Annotated in this window: 15 protein-coding genes; 4 read left to right on the forward strand and 11 right to left on the reverse strand. The window is 58.0% G+C overall.

Annotated features, from left to right (window positions below):
* Nucleotides 1-169 precede the first annotated feature (169 nt).
* Genes EO133_RS14895 through EO133_RS14930 form a run of 8 tightly spaced genes read right to left on the reverse strand, consistent with a single transcriptional unit; the run spans nt 170 to nt 9,666 of the window.
* On the reverse strand, nt 170-1,003 hold the full coding sequence (locus EO133_RS14895; protein ID WP_127073430.1) for an HpcH/HpaI aldolase/citrate lyase family protein: 834 nt from the start codon (nt 1,001-1,003) through the stop codon (nt 170-172).
* Entirely contained in the window at nt 1,000-1,452 is a 453-nt protein-coding gene (locus EO133_RS14900; protein WP_127073431.1) for a MaoC family dehydratase, read from the reverse strand. Before EO133_RS14900 ends, EO133_RS14895 begins: the two co-directional genes overlap by 4 nt.
* Entirely contained in the window at nt 1,449-3,356 is a 1,908-nt protein-coding gene (locus EO133_RS14905) for an acetyl-CoA carboxylase biotin carboxylase subunit (protein WP_127073432.1), read from the reverse strand. The genes EO133_RS14900 and EO133_RS14905 overlap by 4 nt, the downstream gene beginning before the upstream one ends.
* A 3-nt stretch (nt 3,357-3,359) precedes the next feature.
* Entirely contained in the window at nt 3,360-4,976 is a 1,617-nt protein-coding gene (locus EO133_RS14910) for a carboxyl transferase domain-containing protein (protein WP_127073433.1), read from the reverse strand.
* The gene (locus tag EO133_RS14915) at nt 4,973-6,124 is read right to left on the reverse strand and encodes an isovaleryl-CoA dehydrogenase (RefSeq protein ID WP_127073434.1); all 1,152 of its coding nucleotides are present in this window, start codon (nt 6,122-6,124) and stop codon (nt 4,973-4,975) included. The genes EO133_RS14910 and EO133_RS14915 overlap by 4 nt, the downstream gene beginning before the upstream one ends.
* 10 nt (nt 6,125-6,134) lie before the next feature.
* Nucleotides 6,135-7,418 carry a dihydrolipoamide acetyltransferase family protein gene (locus EO133_RS14920; protein WP_127073435.1) on the reverse strand — a complete coding sequence of 428 codons (1,284 nt, stop codon included), beginning with the start codon at nt 7,416-7,418 and terminating at the stop codon, nt 6,135-6,137.
* Nucleotides 7,415-8,434, reverse strand: a complete 1,020-nt coding sequence (locus EO133_RS14925) for an alpha-ketoacid dehydrogenase subunit beta (RefSeq protein ID WP_127073436.1) — start codon at nt 8,432-8,434, stop codon at nt 7,415-7,417. Before EO133_RS14925 ends, EO133_RS14920 begins: the two co-directional genes overlap by 4 nt.
* 2 nt (nt 8,435-8,436) lie before the next feature.
* On the reverse strand, nt 8,437-9,666 hold the full coding sequence (locus EO133_RS14930) for a thiamine pyrophosphate-dependent enzyme (RefSeq protein WP_127073437.1): 1,230 nt from the start codon (nt 9,664-9,666) through the stop codon (nt 8,437-8,439).
* 143 nt (nt 9,667-9,809) lie between these two features.
* Here EO133_RS14930 and EO133_RS14935 point away from each other — a divergent pair, with 143 nt between their 5' ends.
* Entirely contained in the window at nt 9,810-10,262 is a 453-nt protein-coding gene (locus tag EO133_RS14935; RefSeq protein WP_127073438.1) for an Lrp/AsnC family transcriptional regulator, read from the forward strand.
* A gap of 10 nt (nt 10,263-10,272) precedes the next feature.
* Here EO133_RS14935 and EO133_RS14940 read toward each other — a convergent pair whose 3' ends face one another.
* Both EO133_RS14940 and EO133_RS14945 read right to left on the reverse strand, forming a co-directional pair.
* Nucleotides 10,273-10,632: an ArsR/SmtB family transcription factor gene (locus EO133_RS14940; RefSeq protein WP_127073439.1), complete on the reverse strand. Its 360-nt coding sequence runs from the start codon at nt 10,630-10,632 to the stop codon at nt 10,273-10,275.
* A gap of 27 nt (nt 10,633-10,659) precedes the next feature.
* Nucleotides 10,660-11,667 (reverse strand): cation diffusion facilitator family transporter, encoded by a 1,008-nt coding sequence (locus tag EO133_RS14945; RefSeq protein WP_127073440.1) that lies wholly within the window; start codon nt 11,665-11,667, stop codon nt 10,660-10,662.
* A gap of 155 nt (nt 11,668-11,822) precedes the next feature.
* Between EO133_RS14945 and EO133_RS14950 the strand changes: the two genes are divergently transcribed.
* The gene (locus tag EO133_RS14950) at nt 11,823-12,365 is read left to right on the forward strand and encodes a PadR family transcriptional regulator (RefSeq protein WP_127073441.1); all 543 of its coding nucleotides are present in this window, start codon (nt 11,823-11,825) and stop codon (nt 12,363-12,365) included.
* Between the two features lie 37 nt (nt 12,366-12,402).
* Here the strand turns inward: EO133_RS14950 and EO133_RS14955 are convergent, their stop codons facing one another.
* The gene (locus EO133_RS14955; protein WP_164735034.1) at nt 12,403-13,278 is read right to left on the reverse strand and encodes an AraC family transcriptional regulator; all 876 of its coding nucleotides are present in this window, start codon (nt 13,276-13,278) and stop codon (nt 12,403-12,405) included.
* A gap of 100 nt (nt 13,279-13,378) precedes the next feature.
* On the opposite strand from EO133_RS14955, the gene melA reads away from it, so the two are divergent.
* Complete coding sequence (melA, locus tag EO133_RS14960) at nt 13,379-14,833, forward strand: alpha-glucosidase/alpha-galactosidase (RefSeq protein ID WP_127073443.1); 1,455 nt, start codon at nt 13,379-13,381, stop codon at nt 14,831-14,833.
* Entirely contained in the window at nt 14,761-16,467 is a 1,707-nt protein-coding gene (locus EO133_RS14965; RefSeq protein ID WP_127073444.1) for a tryptophan halogenase family protein, read from the forward strand. The genes melA and EO133_RS14965 overlap by 73 nt, the downstream gene beginning before the upstream one ends.
* Nucleotides 16,468-16,564 lie beyond the last annotated feature (97 nt).

Here is a 16,564-nt window from a genome sequence, read left to right on the forward strand (position 1 = left end):
ATTGCAGCGACGGGCTACACGCTTTCTCAATCGTTAATGATACTTTTTTTACATCTCTGGCGCGGCAATTCTACAAATTTGCATAGCGCGTGTGGATATCCAGAGACTGCGCCTCGCCCAGAGGTTCTCAATGCGGTCCACCGCATCGGCCAATTTTCGGTCGCTGACGCTAGAGACCGCCCAACAGGCGACGCGCTGCTTTCAGATGCGGCAGGTCAACCATCTTGCCGTCGAGCTCGAATACGCCGGCGCCCGGATTGGCCTCAAAGAGGGCAACCACTGCGCGAGCATGGGCGACTTCCGCCTCCGATGGCTGAAAGGCGTCGTTGATGATCGGCACCTGAAGGGGATGGATCGCCATCATGCCCGAAAACCCATCCCTGCGGCCCCGTTGCGCATAGACCCTGAGGCCATCAAGGTTCCGAAAGTCAGGATAGACGGTCTCAATTGCAGGAACACCGGCAGCATGAGCGGCAAAGAGCGCAAGCGCGCGGACAATCTCATAGGGTGGGGTATAACTGCCATCTTCATTGCGGGCCGTCAGTGCTCCCAGGGTCGCGGGGAGGTCTTCGGCGCCCCAGGTCAGTCCGCAAAGTTTCTGGGCGACGCTTTCAAAGCTGCCGAGCGCAAAAACCGATCTTGGTGTCTCTGTGGCAATGGGCAGGATTTTGGTATCGCTGAGACCCAACATTGCAGCAAGTTCGGAAACTGACGCCCCTCCTTCGGCCTTGGGCAGCATGATTGCATCGGGGCTGGCAGGCATCACCGCATCGAGGTCGTCGCGCAGAAAAGGCGAATGCAGCGCGTTAACGCGGACCACCAGCAGCATCTGGCGCCCCGTATTTTCAAGAAAGGTCGCAACATCCTTTCGCGCCCAAGGCTTACGATCTGGCGTTACTGAATCCTCAAGATCGAGAATGACGGCATCGGCACCGCTTTGCATCGCCTTTTCCATACGATCAGGCCGATCGCCAGGGACAAAGAGCAATGAACGCAATCTCATGCCGGGCGCCTTTGGATCAATGCGCTACGCTCGCATTCGCAGACCACTTCGCCGCGCTGGTTGATCGCGCGATGCACAAACGTAACGATGCCCGCATTGGGCCGGCTTTCGGAGTCGCGCTTTGCCACCACGCCGGTATGGGCATGAAGCGTATCGCCCAGAAAGACGGGCTTAGGCATCTTGAGCTTGTCGTAGCCAAGATTGGCAATCAGGGTCCCAAGCGTTGTTTCCGAAACCGTGAGCCCGATCATCAGGGAAAAGGTGAAGGTGCCATTGACGAGAATTTTGCCGAATTCGGACCGGGCGGCATATTCGGCATCGATATGCAATGGCTGAGGGTTATGCGTCAGGGTCGAAAACAGCAAATTATCGGTTTCAGTCACTGTGCGTCGAATGGGATGGGTAATCGTATCGCCCACGGCAAAATCCTCGAACCAGCGCCCGCTCATTGTGCCTTCTCCGCAATTGAAACCAGAACCATGCCTTCGGTCACTTGTTCACCCAGCCCGGTATCGATTTCTTGAACGACGCCCGCAAAAGGCGCAGTCAATGTATATTCCATCTTCATGGCCTCAAGAACCAATATGGGTTGCCCCTTTTCAACCGCCTGACCCTTTGAAACAAGCATTGCCGTGACCCTGGCCGGGATCGGCGCGATCAGGCCGCCATCGCCTGCCGCATGACCGTGAACGGCGTCCGTGCGGACCGGGCGAACAAGCCAGGTTTCACCCGCTTCGCTGAGAAGGAAGGTTGAAGGCATAACTGAGAAACTCTGGAGTTTGCCGCTCCCCCCCGACGCTGTCGCCTCCTCGTCAGGGGGAAAAGGTGGTGCGTTGGCGGAACCAACCACAATATTGTCGCCAATCCTCATCCTCACCGCGCGCACGCTTTCCGCATTCATGCGCAAACCAGTGAGCCGTTGCCATGGCCCTTCGCCCGTTGGCAGCATGGCGCTGGCGGCTGCATTCAAGGCATCGCTCGAAGGCAGTGTTGGAGGCATGAGTGCTTCAGCGTACCTTGTCACAAATCCTGTATCGACATCGCCCGCAACGAACTGGGTGTGGCCGAGCACGCGGGCCATGAATCCGGCATTGGTTTTGACCGGATGGACGATCGTTGATGCGCAGGCGCTGCGCAGCTTTGCCACTGTTTCATCGCGCGTTGCACCGTGAACCACCAGTTTGGCGATCATCGGATCGTAATAGGGCGAGATTTCATCCCCCGCCGCAACACTGGTCTCGAGCCTGATACCAGTTGGAGTCTCGAAGACTTCGAGCCGGCCGGTCGAGGGCAGAAAGTCGCGGGCCGGATCTTCGGCGTAAAGCCTAGCTTCCATGGCCCAGCCAGTGATTGTGAGGTCATCCTGCCGCATTGGGAGCGGCTCTCCGGATGCAACACGGAACTGCCATTCGACGAGATCGACGCCGGTAATTTCCTCGGTCACGGGGTGCTCGACCTGCAGACGCGTGTTCATTTCCATGAACCATATGCGGTCGGCCCTTAACCCTTCGCTGGCGTCGGCAATGAATTCGATGGTTCCTGCCCCCACGTAATCGACGGCGCGCGCTGCCTTGATTGCGGCATCGCAGATGGCAGTACGGGTTGCCGCGTCCATGCCCGGCGCGGGCGCTTCCTCGATGACTTTCTGATGACGGCGCTGGATCGAGCAGTCGCGCTCGAACAGATGCACGATATTGCCGTGGGTGTCGCCAAAGATTTGCACTTCAATATGGCGCGGGCGCTGGATGTATTTTTCGATCAAAACTTTTGGATCGCTAAAGGAGGCTTGTGCCTCACGCTGGCAGCTTTCGAGCGCGGCGAAGAAATCGCCGGCAGCATCCACGCGGCGCATACCCTTGCCCCCACCACCTGCGACGGCCTTGATGAGCACGGGATAGCCGATGGCATCGGCTTCAGTCTTCAAACGCCCCCTGGACTGGTCCTCACCGAGGTAGCCCGGCGTTACCGGCACATCCGCCTCTCCCATCAATCTCTTGGCCGCATCCTTGAGCCCCATCGCGCGGATTGATGCGGGTTTTGGACCGATCCAGAGCAGCCCGGCGTCGAGCACCGCTTGAGCGAAATCGGCATTTTCCGAGAGAAACCCGAAGCCGGGATGGATCGCCTGCGCGCCGCTCGCTGTCGCGGCAGCAATGATGCGGTTGCCAACCAGATAACTTTCAGATGCTGGTGACGGACCGATATGGATGGCCCTATTCGCCTGCTTGACATGCAGGGCATTCGCATCGGCATCAGAATAGACCGCGATGGTGGCGATCCCTAACCGCTTTGCGGTGCGAACGATGCGGCAGGCGATTTCGCCACGATTGGCGATGAGGACGCTTTTGATCATCGGCTACATCCTGAACAGACCGAACCGGGTATGGTCCGGGCTCGGCGCGTTGAGTGCCACCCTGAACGCGAGCCCCAGCACATCGCGGGTTTGCAAGGGATCGACAATACCGTCGTCCCAGAGCCGTCCGGATGCATAATAAGGACTACCCTCGTCCTCATAGCGCTGGCGCACCGGTGCTTTGAAGGCCTCCTCATCCTCGACGCTCCAGTTCTCTCCTCTTGCCTCCATCGCATCGCGCTTGACCGTTGCCAGCACCGAAGCGGCCTGTTCGCCGCCCATGACCGAAATACGCGAATTTGGCCAAGTGAAGAGGAACCGGGGCGAATAGGCACGTCCGCACATGCCATAGTTTCCGGCCCCGAAACTGCCGCCGATAATGAGCGTGATCTTGGGTACGCCGGCCGTGGCCACCGCCGTCACCAGCTTGGCGCCATCCTTGGCGATGCCTCCAGCTTCGTATTTGCCGCCAACCATAAAACCGGAGATGTTTTGCAGGAACAGCAGCGGAATCTTGCGTTGGCACGCAAGTTCTATGAAATGGGCGCCCTTGAGCGCGCTTTCGGAGAACAACACGCCGTTATTGGCCAGGATCGCAACCGGCGTGCCCCAGATTTTGGCGAAACCGCACACCAGCGTGGTGCCGTAATTGGCCTTGAACTCGTGGAACTCCGAAGCATCGATGAGCCGGGCGATGATTTCGCGCACATCGTAGGGCGCGCGGACATCCTGAGGAATGATGCCGTAGAGATCCTCAGCGTCGTGAGCAGGAGGCGTGGTCCTGGTTCCACCGCCGGCAAGGGCCGGGCTGGCCGGCAGGGTCGAAACGATGTCCCGCACTATGGTCAAGGCGTGCTCATCATTGTCGGCGATGTGATCGACGACGCCGGATTTCTTGCCGTGGGTTTCGGCACCGCCCAACTCCTCGGCAGAAATAACCTCGCCGGTAGCCGCCTTGACCAGCGGCGGGCCGGCCAGAAATATCGTACCCTGATTGCGCACGATGACCGATTCATCGGACATCGCAGGCACATAGGCGCCGCCCGCCGTACACGAGCCCATCACGCAGGCAATCTGAGGGATCCCCTTGGCCGACATCTGCGCCTGATTGAAAAAAATACGTCCGAAGTGATCGCGGTCTGGGAACACATCAGCCTGAAACGGCAGGTTCGCGCCACCGGAATCAACGAGATAAATGCATGGCAATTCATTCTCGAGCGCGATGTCCTGCGCACGCAGATGCTTTTTGACCGTCATGGGGAAATAGGCACCACCTTTGACAGTGGGATCGTTGGCCACGATCATCACAAGGCGACCAGAGACTGTGCCAATCCCTGCGATCATCCCAGCACCGGGCGCCTCGCCGCCATAGAGGCCAAAGCCAGCGAGCTGGCCGATCTCGAGGAATGGTGAACCAGGATCGAGCAAACGCTCCACCCTTTCGCGCGGCAGCAACTTGCCGCGGGCGATATGGCGTTGGCGCGCGGTGTCCGGCCCGCCAAGAGCAGCCATCGCGACGCGTTCACGGAGTTCTCCCGCCAGCGCGCGATTTTTTTCCGCGTTGGCGGTGAACGTCGGGTCGGCGCGGTTGACGGCGGATGTTAGAGTTGGTGCGCTCATCCCGCGATCAATTCCCGCCCGATGAGAAACCGCCGGATCTCGTTTGTGCCAGCACCAATATCGTAGAGCTTGGCATCACGCACATAGCGCTCGACCGGCCACTCTTTTGTGTAGCCCGCACCCCCGAGCGCCTGCACGGCCTCGAGTGAAACTTTTACGGCATTCTCGGACGCCAGCAGGATGGCACCGGCTGCGTCAAAACGCGTGGTCTGGCCCGCATCGCAGGCCCGGGCAACGGCGTACACATAGGCGCGGGCGGAATTGAGCGCCACATACATGTCCGCAATTTTGGCCTGCATGAGCTGGAAATCGCCGATGGGCTTGCCGAACTGCTTGCGGTCACGGACATAGGGTAGCACCGCATCAAGGCACGCCTGCATGATGCCCAAAGGCCCAGCGGCGAGGACGACGCGTTCGTAGTCGAGCCCCGACATCAAAATCTTGACCCCTTCGCCAACGGCGCCCATTACATTTTCCGCAGGCACCTTGCAGTCCTTGAACACCAGTTCGGCGGTATCGGAGCCGCGCATACCCATCTTGTCGAGCTTGGGGGAAACAGAAAAGCCCTCAAATCCCTTTTCGATAATGAAAGCCGTGATGCCTTTCGGGCCCGCGCTCGGGTCGGTCTTGGCGTAAACGATCAGCACATCGGCTTTTGGCGCATTGGTAATCCAGAACTTGGTGCCGTTGAGCACATAATGATCGCCTCTGGCGTCAGCACGCAGGCTCATTGAGACGACATCCGACCCTGAACCAGCCTCCGACATGGCGAGCGCACCGAGATGTTCGCCCGAAATCAATTTTGGCAGATATTTTCGCTTCTGCGCGTCGGTGCCCCAACGCCTGATCTGGTTGACCGCGAGGTTGGAATGGGCGCCATAAGAAAGCCCGACCGAGGCGGAAGCGCGGCTGACTTCTTCCATTGCCACACAATGCTCGAGATAACCCAGGCCCAGCCCGCCATAGTCCTCCTCGACCGTGATGCCGTGCAGCCCCAGTGCGCCCATTTCCGGCCAAAGGTCGATGGGAAAGGTGTTGGTCTCATCGATCTCGGCGGCGCGCGGCGCAATTCTGTCGGCGGCATAGCGCGCGGTCGTCTCGCGGATCGTATCGGCCATCTCGCCCAGGGCAAAATCAAGGGTCGTCATCTGTCTCTCCTCAGGTCCATGTCCGCGGTTCGATGAAGATCAAAGCCGGATTTTCGAGCAGGCGCTTGAAGCGCTGGATGAATTTGGCTGCGTCATAGCCATCCACGATCCGGTGATCGAAAGAGGACGACAGGTTCATCATGGTGCGTACCGTGACGTGGTTGTTGACAACGACCGGTCGTCCCATGAGCTTGTTGGGCCCGATGATCGCGACTTCAGGATGGTTGATGATTGGGGTTGCAACAACCCCGCCGAGCGCGCCGAGACTGGTGAGCGTGATCGTCGAGCCCGAAAGCTCCGCACGGGACGCTGCCCCTTCGCGGGCGGCATTGGTCACACGACTCATTTCGCGGGCGCAATCCCAGATATCGAGTGCCTCCACATGGCGCACAACCGGCACTATCAGCCCGTCGGCAGTCTGGGTGGCAATGCCGATATGGATCGCCGCGTGCTGGTGCAGTATGCCTGCGTCGTCGTCGAAATGGGCGTTGATGTGCGGGAATTCGGGAAGAAGCTGCGCCAAGGCACGCATAAAGAATGGCAAGAGCGTCAGTTTGGGCTGGGCGCCCTGACGCGAGGCATTGATTTCCCGGCGAAGGCCCTCGAGCGCGGTCATGTCGCAGTCTTCGACATAGGAGAAATGGGGAATGCGGCGGGCCGAAATTTCCATCTTCTCGGCAATGCGGCGGCGCAGACCGATAATGCGTACGTCCTTGACGCCTTCGCGCTCGCGGAGTGCGGGCATCGGCATCCGTTCCTTGAGATAGGCGTCAAGATCGGCGTCGGTTATGCGGCCGTCAGGGCCGGTGCCATCGACATCGGCGAGATTGATACCGAGGTCTTCAGCGCGACGGCGTGTGGCGGGTGAAGCGAGGATCACAAATGCATCCTCCGGGCTGCCCCCGTCTTGGGCGTCATTCCGGGAACCATTCCCGGAATCCACTGCAGGGCCTTCCTCCACAACAGTGCGCTCGAATGTATCACTCTCGGTCTCTGGCGCAGGCTCAGCGGCAACATCGGTGGGCTTGGTCGCCGCTGTCGCGTCCGCTTCGCCCTCGATCTCGAGTTCCACCAGAACCGAGCCGACAGGCACCTTGTCGCCGGGCGCACCGTAGATCGCCAACACCTTGCCCGAAACCGGCGAGGTCATGTCGATGGTCGCCTTGTCGGTCATCACATCAACCAGCGTCTGGTCTTCCTCAACCATGTCGCCCGGCTTGACATGCCAGCCGGTAATTTCTGCCTCTGCGACGCCTTCACCAATGTCCGGCAGGCGAAACGAGAACGTCTTCATGCCACAGCCTCCACACAGTGCCTGAGTGCCTTGCCGACCCGAACCGGGCCGGGGAAATAGTCCCACTCGAAAGCGTGCGGATAGGGCGTATCCCATCCGCACACGCGTTCGATGGGCGCCCTCAGATGGTAAAAGCAGCGCTCCTGAACCAGCGCGGACAGTTCGCCGCCGAATCCGCCATAGCGCGAGGCTTCATGGACGATGACGCAACGCCCGGTTTTCTTGACCGACTCAACAATCGTGTCGATGTCGAGCGGCACGATCGATCGTAAATCGATGAGTTCGGCATCCACGCCGGTTTCCTTGATAGCCGCTGCCGAGACATGCACCATTGTGCCATAGGCGAGTACGGTTACTTCCTTGCCCGGACGCACGATAGCAGCGGACCCAAGCGGCACCGTATAGTGCCCCGCAGGTACTTCACCCGCAGGATGCTCGGCCCAGGTCTTGAGCGGTTTGTCATAATGACCGTCGAAAGGGCCGTTATAGATACGCTTGGGCTCAAGGAAGATCACGGGATCGTCTTCTTCGATGGAGGCCAGAAGCAGCCCCTTGGCATCGTAGGGATTAGACGGGATGACCGTCTTGAGGCCCGTCACATGGGCGAAGATTGCTTCAGGGCTTTGCGAATGGGTCTGGCCGCCGAAAATGCCCCCGCCATAGGGCGAGCGTACCGTGATCGGACACCAGAACTCGCTGTTTGAACGATATCTCAGGCGCGAGGCCTCCGACACGAGTTGATCGTAGGCGGGCAGAATGTAATCCGCGAACTGGATTTCCACGATGGGCCGCAGACCATAGGCGCCCATGCCAATCGCGGTTGCAACAATACCGCCCTCGGAAATGGGGGCATCGAAACAGCGTGTCACTCCGTGCTTTTGCTGCAATCCCTCCGTAACGCGGAAAACACCGCCAAAGTAGCCGACGTCCTCACCAAAGATCAGCGTATCAGGATCGGTCGCGAGCTTGATGTCGAGGGCCGAGTTAAGAGCCTGGATCATGTTCATGCGCGGCATGGTCAGACTCCCAATTCGCGGCGCTGCTCGACGATGCGCCAATCGGGCTCTTTGAAGACATCCTCAAACATCTCGCGCACATTGGGTTTGGATTGGCCGAGCGTGCCTACCCCTTCCGCCTGCTTGGCGGCGGCCTTGATCGCATCGGTCAGTTCCGCAACCAGCGCTTCCTGCTGGTCCTCGCTCCAAGCCCTGAGCGTTATCAGATGCTGCTTGAGGCGTTCCAGCGGGTCGCCCAGCGGCCATTTGCTTGCCTCGTCATCAGGGCGGTATCGGGTCGGATCGTCGCTGGTGGAGTGGCCCGAAGCGCGATAGGTGAACAACTCGATCAGCGTCGGACCATTGTTGGTGCGCGCGCGTTCGGCCGCCCATTCGGTTGCCGCATAGACGGCGAGAAAATCGTTGCCGTCGACACGCAGGCCGGGAATGCCATAGGCCAGTGCGCGGGCGGCAAAGGTCGTCTGCTCAGCACCGGCGATGCCGGAATAGGATGAAATTGCCCACTGGTTGTTGGTCACGCAAAGGATGACGGGCGCGCGATAGACCGCGGCAAAGGTCAACGCTTCGTGGAAGTCACCTTCCGCGGTCGTTCCCTCGCCTACGTGGCCGATGGCAATCTTGTCATCGCCCTTGAAGGCCGAAGCCATCGCCCAGCCCACCGCGTGTCCATAGCGCGAGCCGACATTGCCCGAAAGGGAATAAAAGCCATAGTCGCGGGCGGAATAAAGGATCGGCAGCTGGCGCCCGCGCAATGGATCGCGCTCGTTGGAATAGATCTGATTGCAAAGGTCGAGCAGTGGATATTCGCGTGCCATGAGCCACGACAACATCCGGTAAGTGGGGAAGCACATATCCTCGCGCCCCATGACCATTGCCTGGGCAGCGCCGATGGCCTCTTCGCCAAGAGACTTCATGTAGAAACTGGTCTTGCCCTGGCGGTGCGCGCGAAACATGCGATCGTCGAACACCCTCGTGAGCGTTATCGCACGCAAGCCATGCAGCAACGCTTTCGAGGTCAGTCGCGGATCCCACGGGCCAACGGCCTGGTGGTTGTCGTCCAGCACGCGGATCAGCCCGTAGGGCATATCGCGCATGGCCGACTCGGCCTCGGTGACGTCGGGCCTTCGCATCTCGCCTGCCAAAGGCACAACGATATGCGAGAAATCCGGAGCCTCGCCGGGACGAGCCGGTGGCTCGGGTATATGCAGGCTTAACGGAGGCCTGTTGGTCATGCTGCTCTCCTCCCCGATTGCAACACTGCCGCCTGCAAATAGTACTATCAAACCATGGGGAAAATTTAACCTCAATATGATTGGCCTGGCCCACAATTAGATATATTGTCCTAAAGCATCCCGGATTTTGAGGAGATAATCTTATGGATGAAATGGACCGCAGGATTCTGTCGGTGGTTCAGAGAGACAGTTCGCTCTCGGTCGCCGATATGGCCGAAAAGGTTGGTTTGTCTCACACGCCATTCTGGCGGCGACTCAAGCGGCTTGAGAAGGAGGGGGTTATCAAGGAGCGCGTTGCCATTCTGGACTCCGACAAACTGGGTCTTACCATTACCGTTTTTGCCAACATAAAACTCCGGCAGCATGACGAGGATACACTGGAGGCGTTTGAGCGGGAGGTTCGGGCCTTTCCGGAAATCGTTGAATGCTTTTCGATGAGCGGAGAAACCGATTATGTCGTGCGAGCGCTGGTACGTTCGATCGATGAATATGAGCGCCTTTTAAAGCGCAAGCTTCTGCATCTGCCTGGCGTTATCGCAATCAATTCTCACTTTGCTCTGAAACGCATAAAGCTGACGACCCAGTTGCCGCTTTGAATGCCGAACCTTATTCGGTATCGGCGTCATTTTCGCCTGCATGGGCGATCATGTCGGAAACGATATGGCGGATATGATGATCGTCGGCCTCGTAATAAACCTGCTTGCTTTGGCGCGTGCCCTTGACCAGCCTGGCTGCACGAAGCAAGCGCAGATGATGACTGACAAGCGATTGTGACGCATCGATGCTCTGCGCAATGTCACCCACTGCCATGGGCTTTTCCAGGCAGGCGAGAAGAATTTTCAAGCGCGTCGGATCGCCTAGAAGTTTGAAGGTCTCGGCCACGACAAAAATCTCGGCCTCGGTGGGTTTATGCTTCAAAGGCAACGTCTCGCATATCGGTACCGGTTTGGGTTTTATCAATGCCATTTTACTGGTTTGCTCCCTCAGAATCCATCATTGGGCATGAACATGATGCCCACCTGCGACCTGAGCCAGTGAGCAGCGACTGCCACTGCCGGTCCAATTGATTTCGACCGTTGCGTGATCGATGCCGTAACGCTGCTTGAGCAAGTCCTTGACCCTTGAGGCAATCGTTCTGTAATCGGCGTTGTCGACCGGTGCAACGTCCAGCGTAGCCGCTGTCCGGCCCGATGTGATCGACCAGACATGCAGATGCGACACAGCCTTTATGTCAGCCAGGCTATCCAGGATATCCGCCCGCACGATTTCGACATCGATATCGGGCGGCGTTCCTTCCATGAGGATATGAACCGTGTTGCGCAGCAGCGCCCATGCGGCTCTTAAGATCAACACTGAAAGCAGAACCGACAGGATCGGATCGATCGGTGTCCAGCCGGTCAGGTAGATAATTATGGCGGCAGCTATGGCAGCGACCGAACCGAGCAGATCACCGATGACATGGAGCATGGCGCCCTTGATGTTCACATGGTTCGTATCGCCCTGCATGAGCATCAAAAAGACGGCGATATTGATCACCAATCCCAGTGCCGCCACGATCAGCATCGGACCTGCCAGAACGGGATGCGGCTCGAACAGACGATTGATCGCTTCGTAAAAAATCCATGCTGTGAGGGCCAAAAGCGTGATTGCATTGAAAAAACCGGCAAGCACTTCAAGACGCAAATAGCCAAATGTCCGCTTGGTATCCGAGCGCCGTCGACCAAAGCGGAATGCTGCCAAAGCCAGCGCAAGGGCTACCGCGTCCGTGAGCATATGGCCGGCATCGGCAATCAGAGCGAGCGAGCCGGATAAGATGCCGCCGATAAATTCGGCGAACATGAAACTGAACGTTAAAAGAAACCCTATCAGCACCACACGTTCATTGTTTCTCGTCACTTTTGGCGCGTGACTGTGACCACCGGCATGATGACCGGCACAATCGGCTTGGTGGTTATGGCTATCGTGATGCTCGGGATGTGGATGATCGTGTGTCGTGCGCATAGATGATGCAAATCCTGTTTCACCTAAGAAATATCAATATCTGTTCATATGTAAATATGTAATATATTTACTGTCGGCCAAGCTGGCTTTGGCGATACGCACTTGAAATTGGGACTATTCAAGATATATCTTGAGCAAGGCAGGTAGAGGTGTCCGTGAAGCAATATCCATCAAAACACGATTTTGAGCGCGGCGATTCGGCAAGCGGACTTTCAGGTCGCCGAAGACGCGGCAAACTGTTCGATTCCGCTCAGTTCCAGCTCGTGCTGCTCAGGCTCATCGCGGACCACGATCGGCATGGTTATGAATTGATGCGGGATATCGAGGAGCGGACCGGCGGTAATTATGTACCCAGTCCGGGGGTCGTTTATCCGACCCTGACCCTGCTTGTCGAAATGGGCCTTATCGCGGAAACGGATATGTCGGGATCGCGCAAGATCTTCACGATCACCGATGCGGGCCGGGCAAAGCTGGCAAAACATGCCGATCAGGCCCAGCATCTGCTGTCGCGGATCGATAGTCTTAGAGACAAGACGAGCCGGGCCGATACAACGCCGGTACGACGCGCCATGGGCAATTTGCGCGAAGTTCTGATGTCACGCCTGTTCCGGTCCGACACCACCAATAAGCAGATTCTCGAAGCCGCCCGCATTATCGATGAGGCAGCCGGGCAGATCGAGCGCCTGCAATTGAGATAATCGGCCAAGCGTATCTTATCTCAAGCCGCGCCTCTGCCTAGAGATCGATTTGCCGTTCCATCCGCTCTGTCTGACGGAACGTGCCGGGAGAGACGCCGCGCGCGCGCCGGAATGCCTTGGCAAAGTAATTGGCGTCGGCGAACCCGCAGGCTTGGGCAATGGCATGAACTGGCGTGTCGGTCGCAACCAGAAGACGCATCGCGCGATCGATCCGCCGCTCAAAAACATGGTCTGACGGTGCCTGCCCCACCGAAACCGTGAAGGTGCGGACGAAATGAGCGCGGCTAAGCCCGGCCACTTGCGCAAGGCGCTCGATATCAAGCCGTCCGGCGAGATTGGCATCGATGAATTGGGTTACGCGCAATATGGCTGGCGGCAACGATACCGGTGGCTCGCTTTGTGCAAAAGCAGCATCATAGAGCGCAGCAATTGCACTATAGGCGGCTGCCGAAATGCTGCCCGGCTTTTCCGCTGTGCCCTCGAGCAGGAAAAGGCAGGACCCAGCCATGGTATCGACAGTTTCAGTGTCGGCACGCAAGACCGGGCCACGCGCCGAAAGTATCGCACCGGCCAGCCGCAACGCTTCTCGCCCGCTCAAAGTGATCCAGAAATATTCCCAGCTCTTGCCGCGCTCGAGCCAATAGCGATTGGCATGCGGGAAGGTCAAAAGCATGGTGTCTCCAGGCTCCAGACGATGGCGCTGTCCGGCAAAATCGAGCCGCCCCTCCCCGTCAAGCGTATGCTGAATGAGCGCAAAAGGTGCCGCACCGCGCTTGAGCCCGTCCCAGGAATAGATCTCGTTGACCCTGAGCTCATAGCCGGCGCCACTTGCCATGCAGGCGAGACCTGGCCCCTGCTTGCCAGGCGTTATCAAACGCATGTCATGGCGATAAGCGATCAGATTGGAGAGCATAAAATTACCCCTATTGGCATAACCTTTCTCTACACCTGAACCAGTGACCACGCTAGGGATCGGATAAGAGGTTTTTTGTCCAGTCCAAAGAGGAAAGCCCATGTCTTTCAAGGTTGCGATTATCGGTGCAGGGTCAGTTGGGTTCACAAAAACGCTTGTCTCGGACCTTTTGAAAGTTGCCGAGTTCCAAGCTATCGAGATCGCTCTGACCGATATCAATCCGCACAATCTCGATATGGTGCGCCAGATCATCGAAACCATCGTCGCGGTCAACGGACTACCAGCGAGGGTCACGGCAACCACCGACCGCCGGGAAGCGCTGACGGGCGCGCGTTACATCATGAGTTGCGTTCGGGTTGGAGGGCTTGAGGCGTTTGAGACCGACATCAACATTCCGCTCAAATACGGCGTCGACCAATGCGTCGGCGATACGATCTGTGCGGGGGGCATCATGTATGGCCAGCGCAACATCCCGGTCATTCTCGACTTCTGCAAGGACATCCGCGAGGTTGCCGAACCGGACGCGCTGTTTCTCAATTATGCCAATCCCATGGTGATGAACACTTGGGCGGCACTTGAATATGGTGGCGTCAACACGGTCGGGCTTTGCCACGGCGTTCAGCATGGCGCCCATCAGATTGCACAGGTGCTCGGCGTTGCCGATGCGGACCTCGACTACATCTGTTCAGGGATCAATCACCAGACCTGGTATGTCGACATTCGCGCCAAGGGTCGCAAAGTCGAAGCCGATGAACTGGTCGCTGCATTTGAGGCTCATCCTGTCTATTCAAAACAGGAAAAGCTCCGGATCGATGTGCTCAAGCGGTTCGGGGTTTATTCAACCGAGTCCAACGGGCACCTTTCCGAATATCTGCCCTGGTATCGCAAACGGCCCGAAGAAACCGGGAAATGGATAGATACATCCGAATGGATTCACGGCGAGACCGGTGGATATTTGCGCTATTGCACCGAACGCCGGAACTGGTTTGAAACCGATTTTCCGAAATTTCTCGAACAGGCGAACAAGCCGCTTTTCGAGCACAAACGCACGTCCGAACATGCCAGCCATATCATTGAGGCGCTTGAAACCGGCCGGGTCTATCGCGGTCATTTCAATGTCCGCAACAATGGGATTGTCAAAAACCTTCCTCACGATGCCATCGTCGAAAGCCCCGGCTTTGTCGACCGGTTCGGCATCAATATGGTTGAAGGCATAACCTTGCCCTTGGCTTGCGCCGCGACATGCTCGGCAACGATTTCGGTTCAACGCATGGCCGTCGAGGCGGCAATTTCCGGGGATGTCGATCTTCTGAAACAGGCGATGCTGCACGATCCGCTTGTTGGCGCGATCTGCACGCCCGAAGAGGTCTGGGCTATGGTCGATGAGATGGTTGTCGCTCAGGCGCAATGGTTGCCGCAATATGCGCATGCGGTCGATGCGGCCAGGGCGCGGGTTGCCAAGTCCGAGGTCAAGACGCGCCAATGGCAAGGCGCGGCCAGAAAGCGCGTTCGCTCGGTGGAGGAATTGCGGGAAATGGCGGGCGCTCACAAATAGCCTTTATTTCCCGGAAAAAACTTGTCGCCCCGGCCCATTGCGCGCCGGGGCTTTTTGCGCCCAAATCGGAGGCAAATGAGGAGGGGGCCTTGGCCGATACCGAACGTCATCTCGCGATCGTTGGAGGGGGAACCGCCGGCTGGATTGCGGCCTTTATCATCCAGGATCAGGCGCGGCGCAAAAACCTGAACTTGCGCATTTCGGTTGTGGAGTCCTCGAAAATTCCAACGGTCGGTGTGGGCGAAGCCACAACGGCCGCCTTCCGGGTCTTGCTCAAGCATTTCGGGATCGATGAGTTCGAGTTCTTCCGAAAAACCGAAGCCAGCTTCAAGCTGGGCATCCGGCACCAAGATTGGCGGCGCAAGGGTTATACCTATTATGGCCCGATCGACGATCCTCATCAGGTGATCCGCGCCCCGCGTGGTGCGCCTGCGGACTATCTCAATGTTTACGCTGTTTCGGCAGGAAAGCCGGTACACGACATGCATCTCTTCATGCCCCTGCTCGAGCGCAAGAAGGCACCCTATGCGCTTGGCAAGGACGGCCAATTGATCCCGCTCGGCCCATTCCACCATGCCTTTCATTTCGATCAGGCGCTTGTAGGCAAATTCTTTGCATCCAAATCCCAAGGGGTGGAGAAGGTCGATGCGCTTGTCCAAGGCATCGAGCGGGACGAAGTAACCGGCGACGTCAAGGCACTCATTCTTGAAGAGAACGCACGCCTCGAAGCCGATTTTTTCATCGACGCCACCGGCTTTCGCAAGCAACTGATCGTCAAGGCGTTGAACGCACCGTGGATTTCCTATGCTCATGAGTTGCCGGTCAATCGCGCACTCCCCTTCTGGATCGACATTAGGGAAGGCGAGGAGATCGCCAATTATACCCGCGCATGGGCGCAGAAATCGGGCTGGATGTGGCAGATTCCGACGCAATATCGCTATGGTTGCGGCTATGTCTATTCGGATGAATTCACAACGCCCGAGGAGGCCAAGCAGGAGGTCGAAGCGGTACTCGGTCATGAAATCGAGGTGCGCGGCGACATTCGCTTTTCCATCGGACGGCTCGAAACGCCCTGGATGGGCAATTGTCTGGCCGTCGGGCTCGCCTCGAGTTTTCTCGAGCCCCTTGAATCGACATCTATCCATGGCACGATCGTTCAGATGATGCTGTTTGCGGGTCGATATCTCAAGGACCTCAAAACGTTCACCCGCAAGGATAGGGACGATTACAACAAGCGCGTGGGTCGTCAGGTCGACGATTTCCGCACATTTGTGAATACCCATTACATGGTCGAACGCGATGACACGCCGTTCTGGCGCGAAGTCAGGGCGAACCGCATCCATCCTGAAACCCGCGAGCGGCTCGATTTCTGGGCCCGCCACATGCCACGTGCAACCCAGTTCCCCAGCTATCTCGACGGACTGCCCCATATCGAGACCCAGCTTTACTATCCGGTGCTTGATGGGTTGGGCCTGCTTGATCCCAAATTGGCCAAAGCGGAAATGGCGCGCGATCCCAAACTCCGCGCCTTCGCTCGCAAGACGTATGACAGTCTGGTCAAAGAATATAAGCAGGCGGCGACAAATGCGCTTGGCCATGCGGAATTTTTACGCCTTGTGCGCGAGATGGCTTGAGCGCGACTGCTGCAGTTGAAGCGCTATTGGCAATGTGTAGTGATGCAAAAAACCCGACCGCGGGTGAGTGCGGCCGGGCCTTATCCTGACTTTGGGG

This window comes from Pelagibacterium lentulum, from assembly GCF_003992625.1.
Classification (GTDB): Bacteria; Pseudomonadota; Alphaproteobacteria; order Rhizobiales; family Devosiaceae; genus Pelagibacterium; species Pelagibacterium lentulum.

What these genes read in the sequence shown, in the direction of transcription:
- EO133_RS14895 (WP_127073430.1), bottom strand. Translation starts at nt 1,003, where the DNA reads ATGAGATTGCGTTCATTGCTCTTTGTCCCTGGCGATCGGCCTGATCGT.
- EO133_RS14900 (WP_127073431.1), bottom strand. Translation starts at nt 1,452, where the DNA reads ATGAGCGGGCGCTGGTTCGAGGATTTTGCCGTGGGCGATACGATTACC.
- EO133_RS14905 (WP_127073432.1), bottom strand. Translation starts at nt 3,356, where the DNA reads ATGATCAAAAGCGTCCTCATCGCCAATCGTGGCGAAATCGCCTGCCGC.
- EO133_RS14910 (WP_127073433.1), bottom strand. Translation starts at nt 4,976, where the DNA reads ATGAGCGCACCAACTCTAACATCCGCCGTCAACCGCGCCGACCCGACG.
- EO133_RS14915 (WP_127073434.1), bottom strand. Translation starts at nt 6,124, where the DNA reads ATGACGACCCTTGATTTTGCCCTGGGCGAGATGGCCGATACGATCCGC.
- EO133_RS14920 (WP_127073435.1), bottom strand. Translation starts at nt 7,418, where the DNA reads ATGAAGACGTTCTCGTTTCGCCTGCCGGACATTGGTGAAGGCGTCGCA.
- EO133_RS14925 (WP_127073436.1), bottom strand. Translation starts at nt 8,434, where the DNA reads ATGCCGCGCATGAACATGATCCAGGCTCTTAACTCGGCCCTCGACATC.
- EO133_RS14930 (WP_127073437.1), bottom strand. Translation starts at nt 9,666, where the DNA reads ATGACCAACAGGCCTCCGTTAAGCCTGCATATACCCGAGCCACCGGCT.
- EO133_RS14935 (WP_127073438.1), top strand. Translation starts at nt 9,810, where the DNA reads ATGGATGAAATGGACCGCAGGATTCTGTCGGTGGTTCAGAGAGACAGT.
- EO133_RS14940 (WP_127073439.1), bottom strand. Translation starts at nt 10,632, where the DNA reads ATGGCATTGATAAAACCCAAACCGGTACCGATATGCGAGACGTTGCCT.
- EO133_RS14945 (WP_127073440.1), bottom strand. Translation starts at nt 11,667, where the DNA reads ATGCGCACGACACACGATCATCCACATCCCGAGCATCACGATAGCCAT.
- EO133_RS14955 (WP_164735034.1), bottom strand. Translation starts at nt 13,278, where the DNA reads ATGCTCTCCAATCTGATCGCTTATCGCCATGACATGCGTTTGATAACG.
- melA (WP_127073443.1), top strand. Translation starts at nt 13,379, where the DNA reads ATGTCTTTCAAGGTTGCGATTATCGGTGCAGGGTCAGTTGGGTTCACA.
- EO133_RS14965 (WP_127073444.1), top strand. Translation starts at nt 14,761, where the DNA reads ATGGCAAGGCGCGGCCAGAAAGCGCGTTCGCTCGGTGGAGGAATTGCG.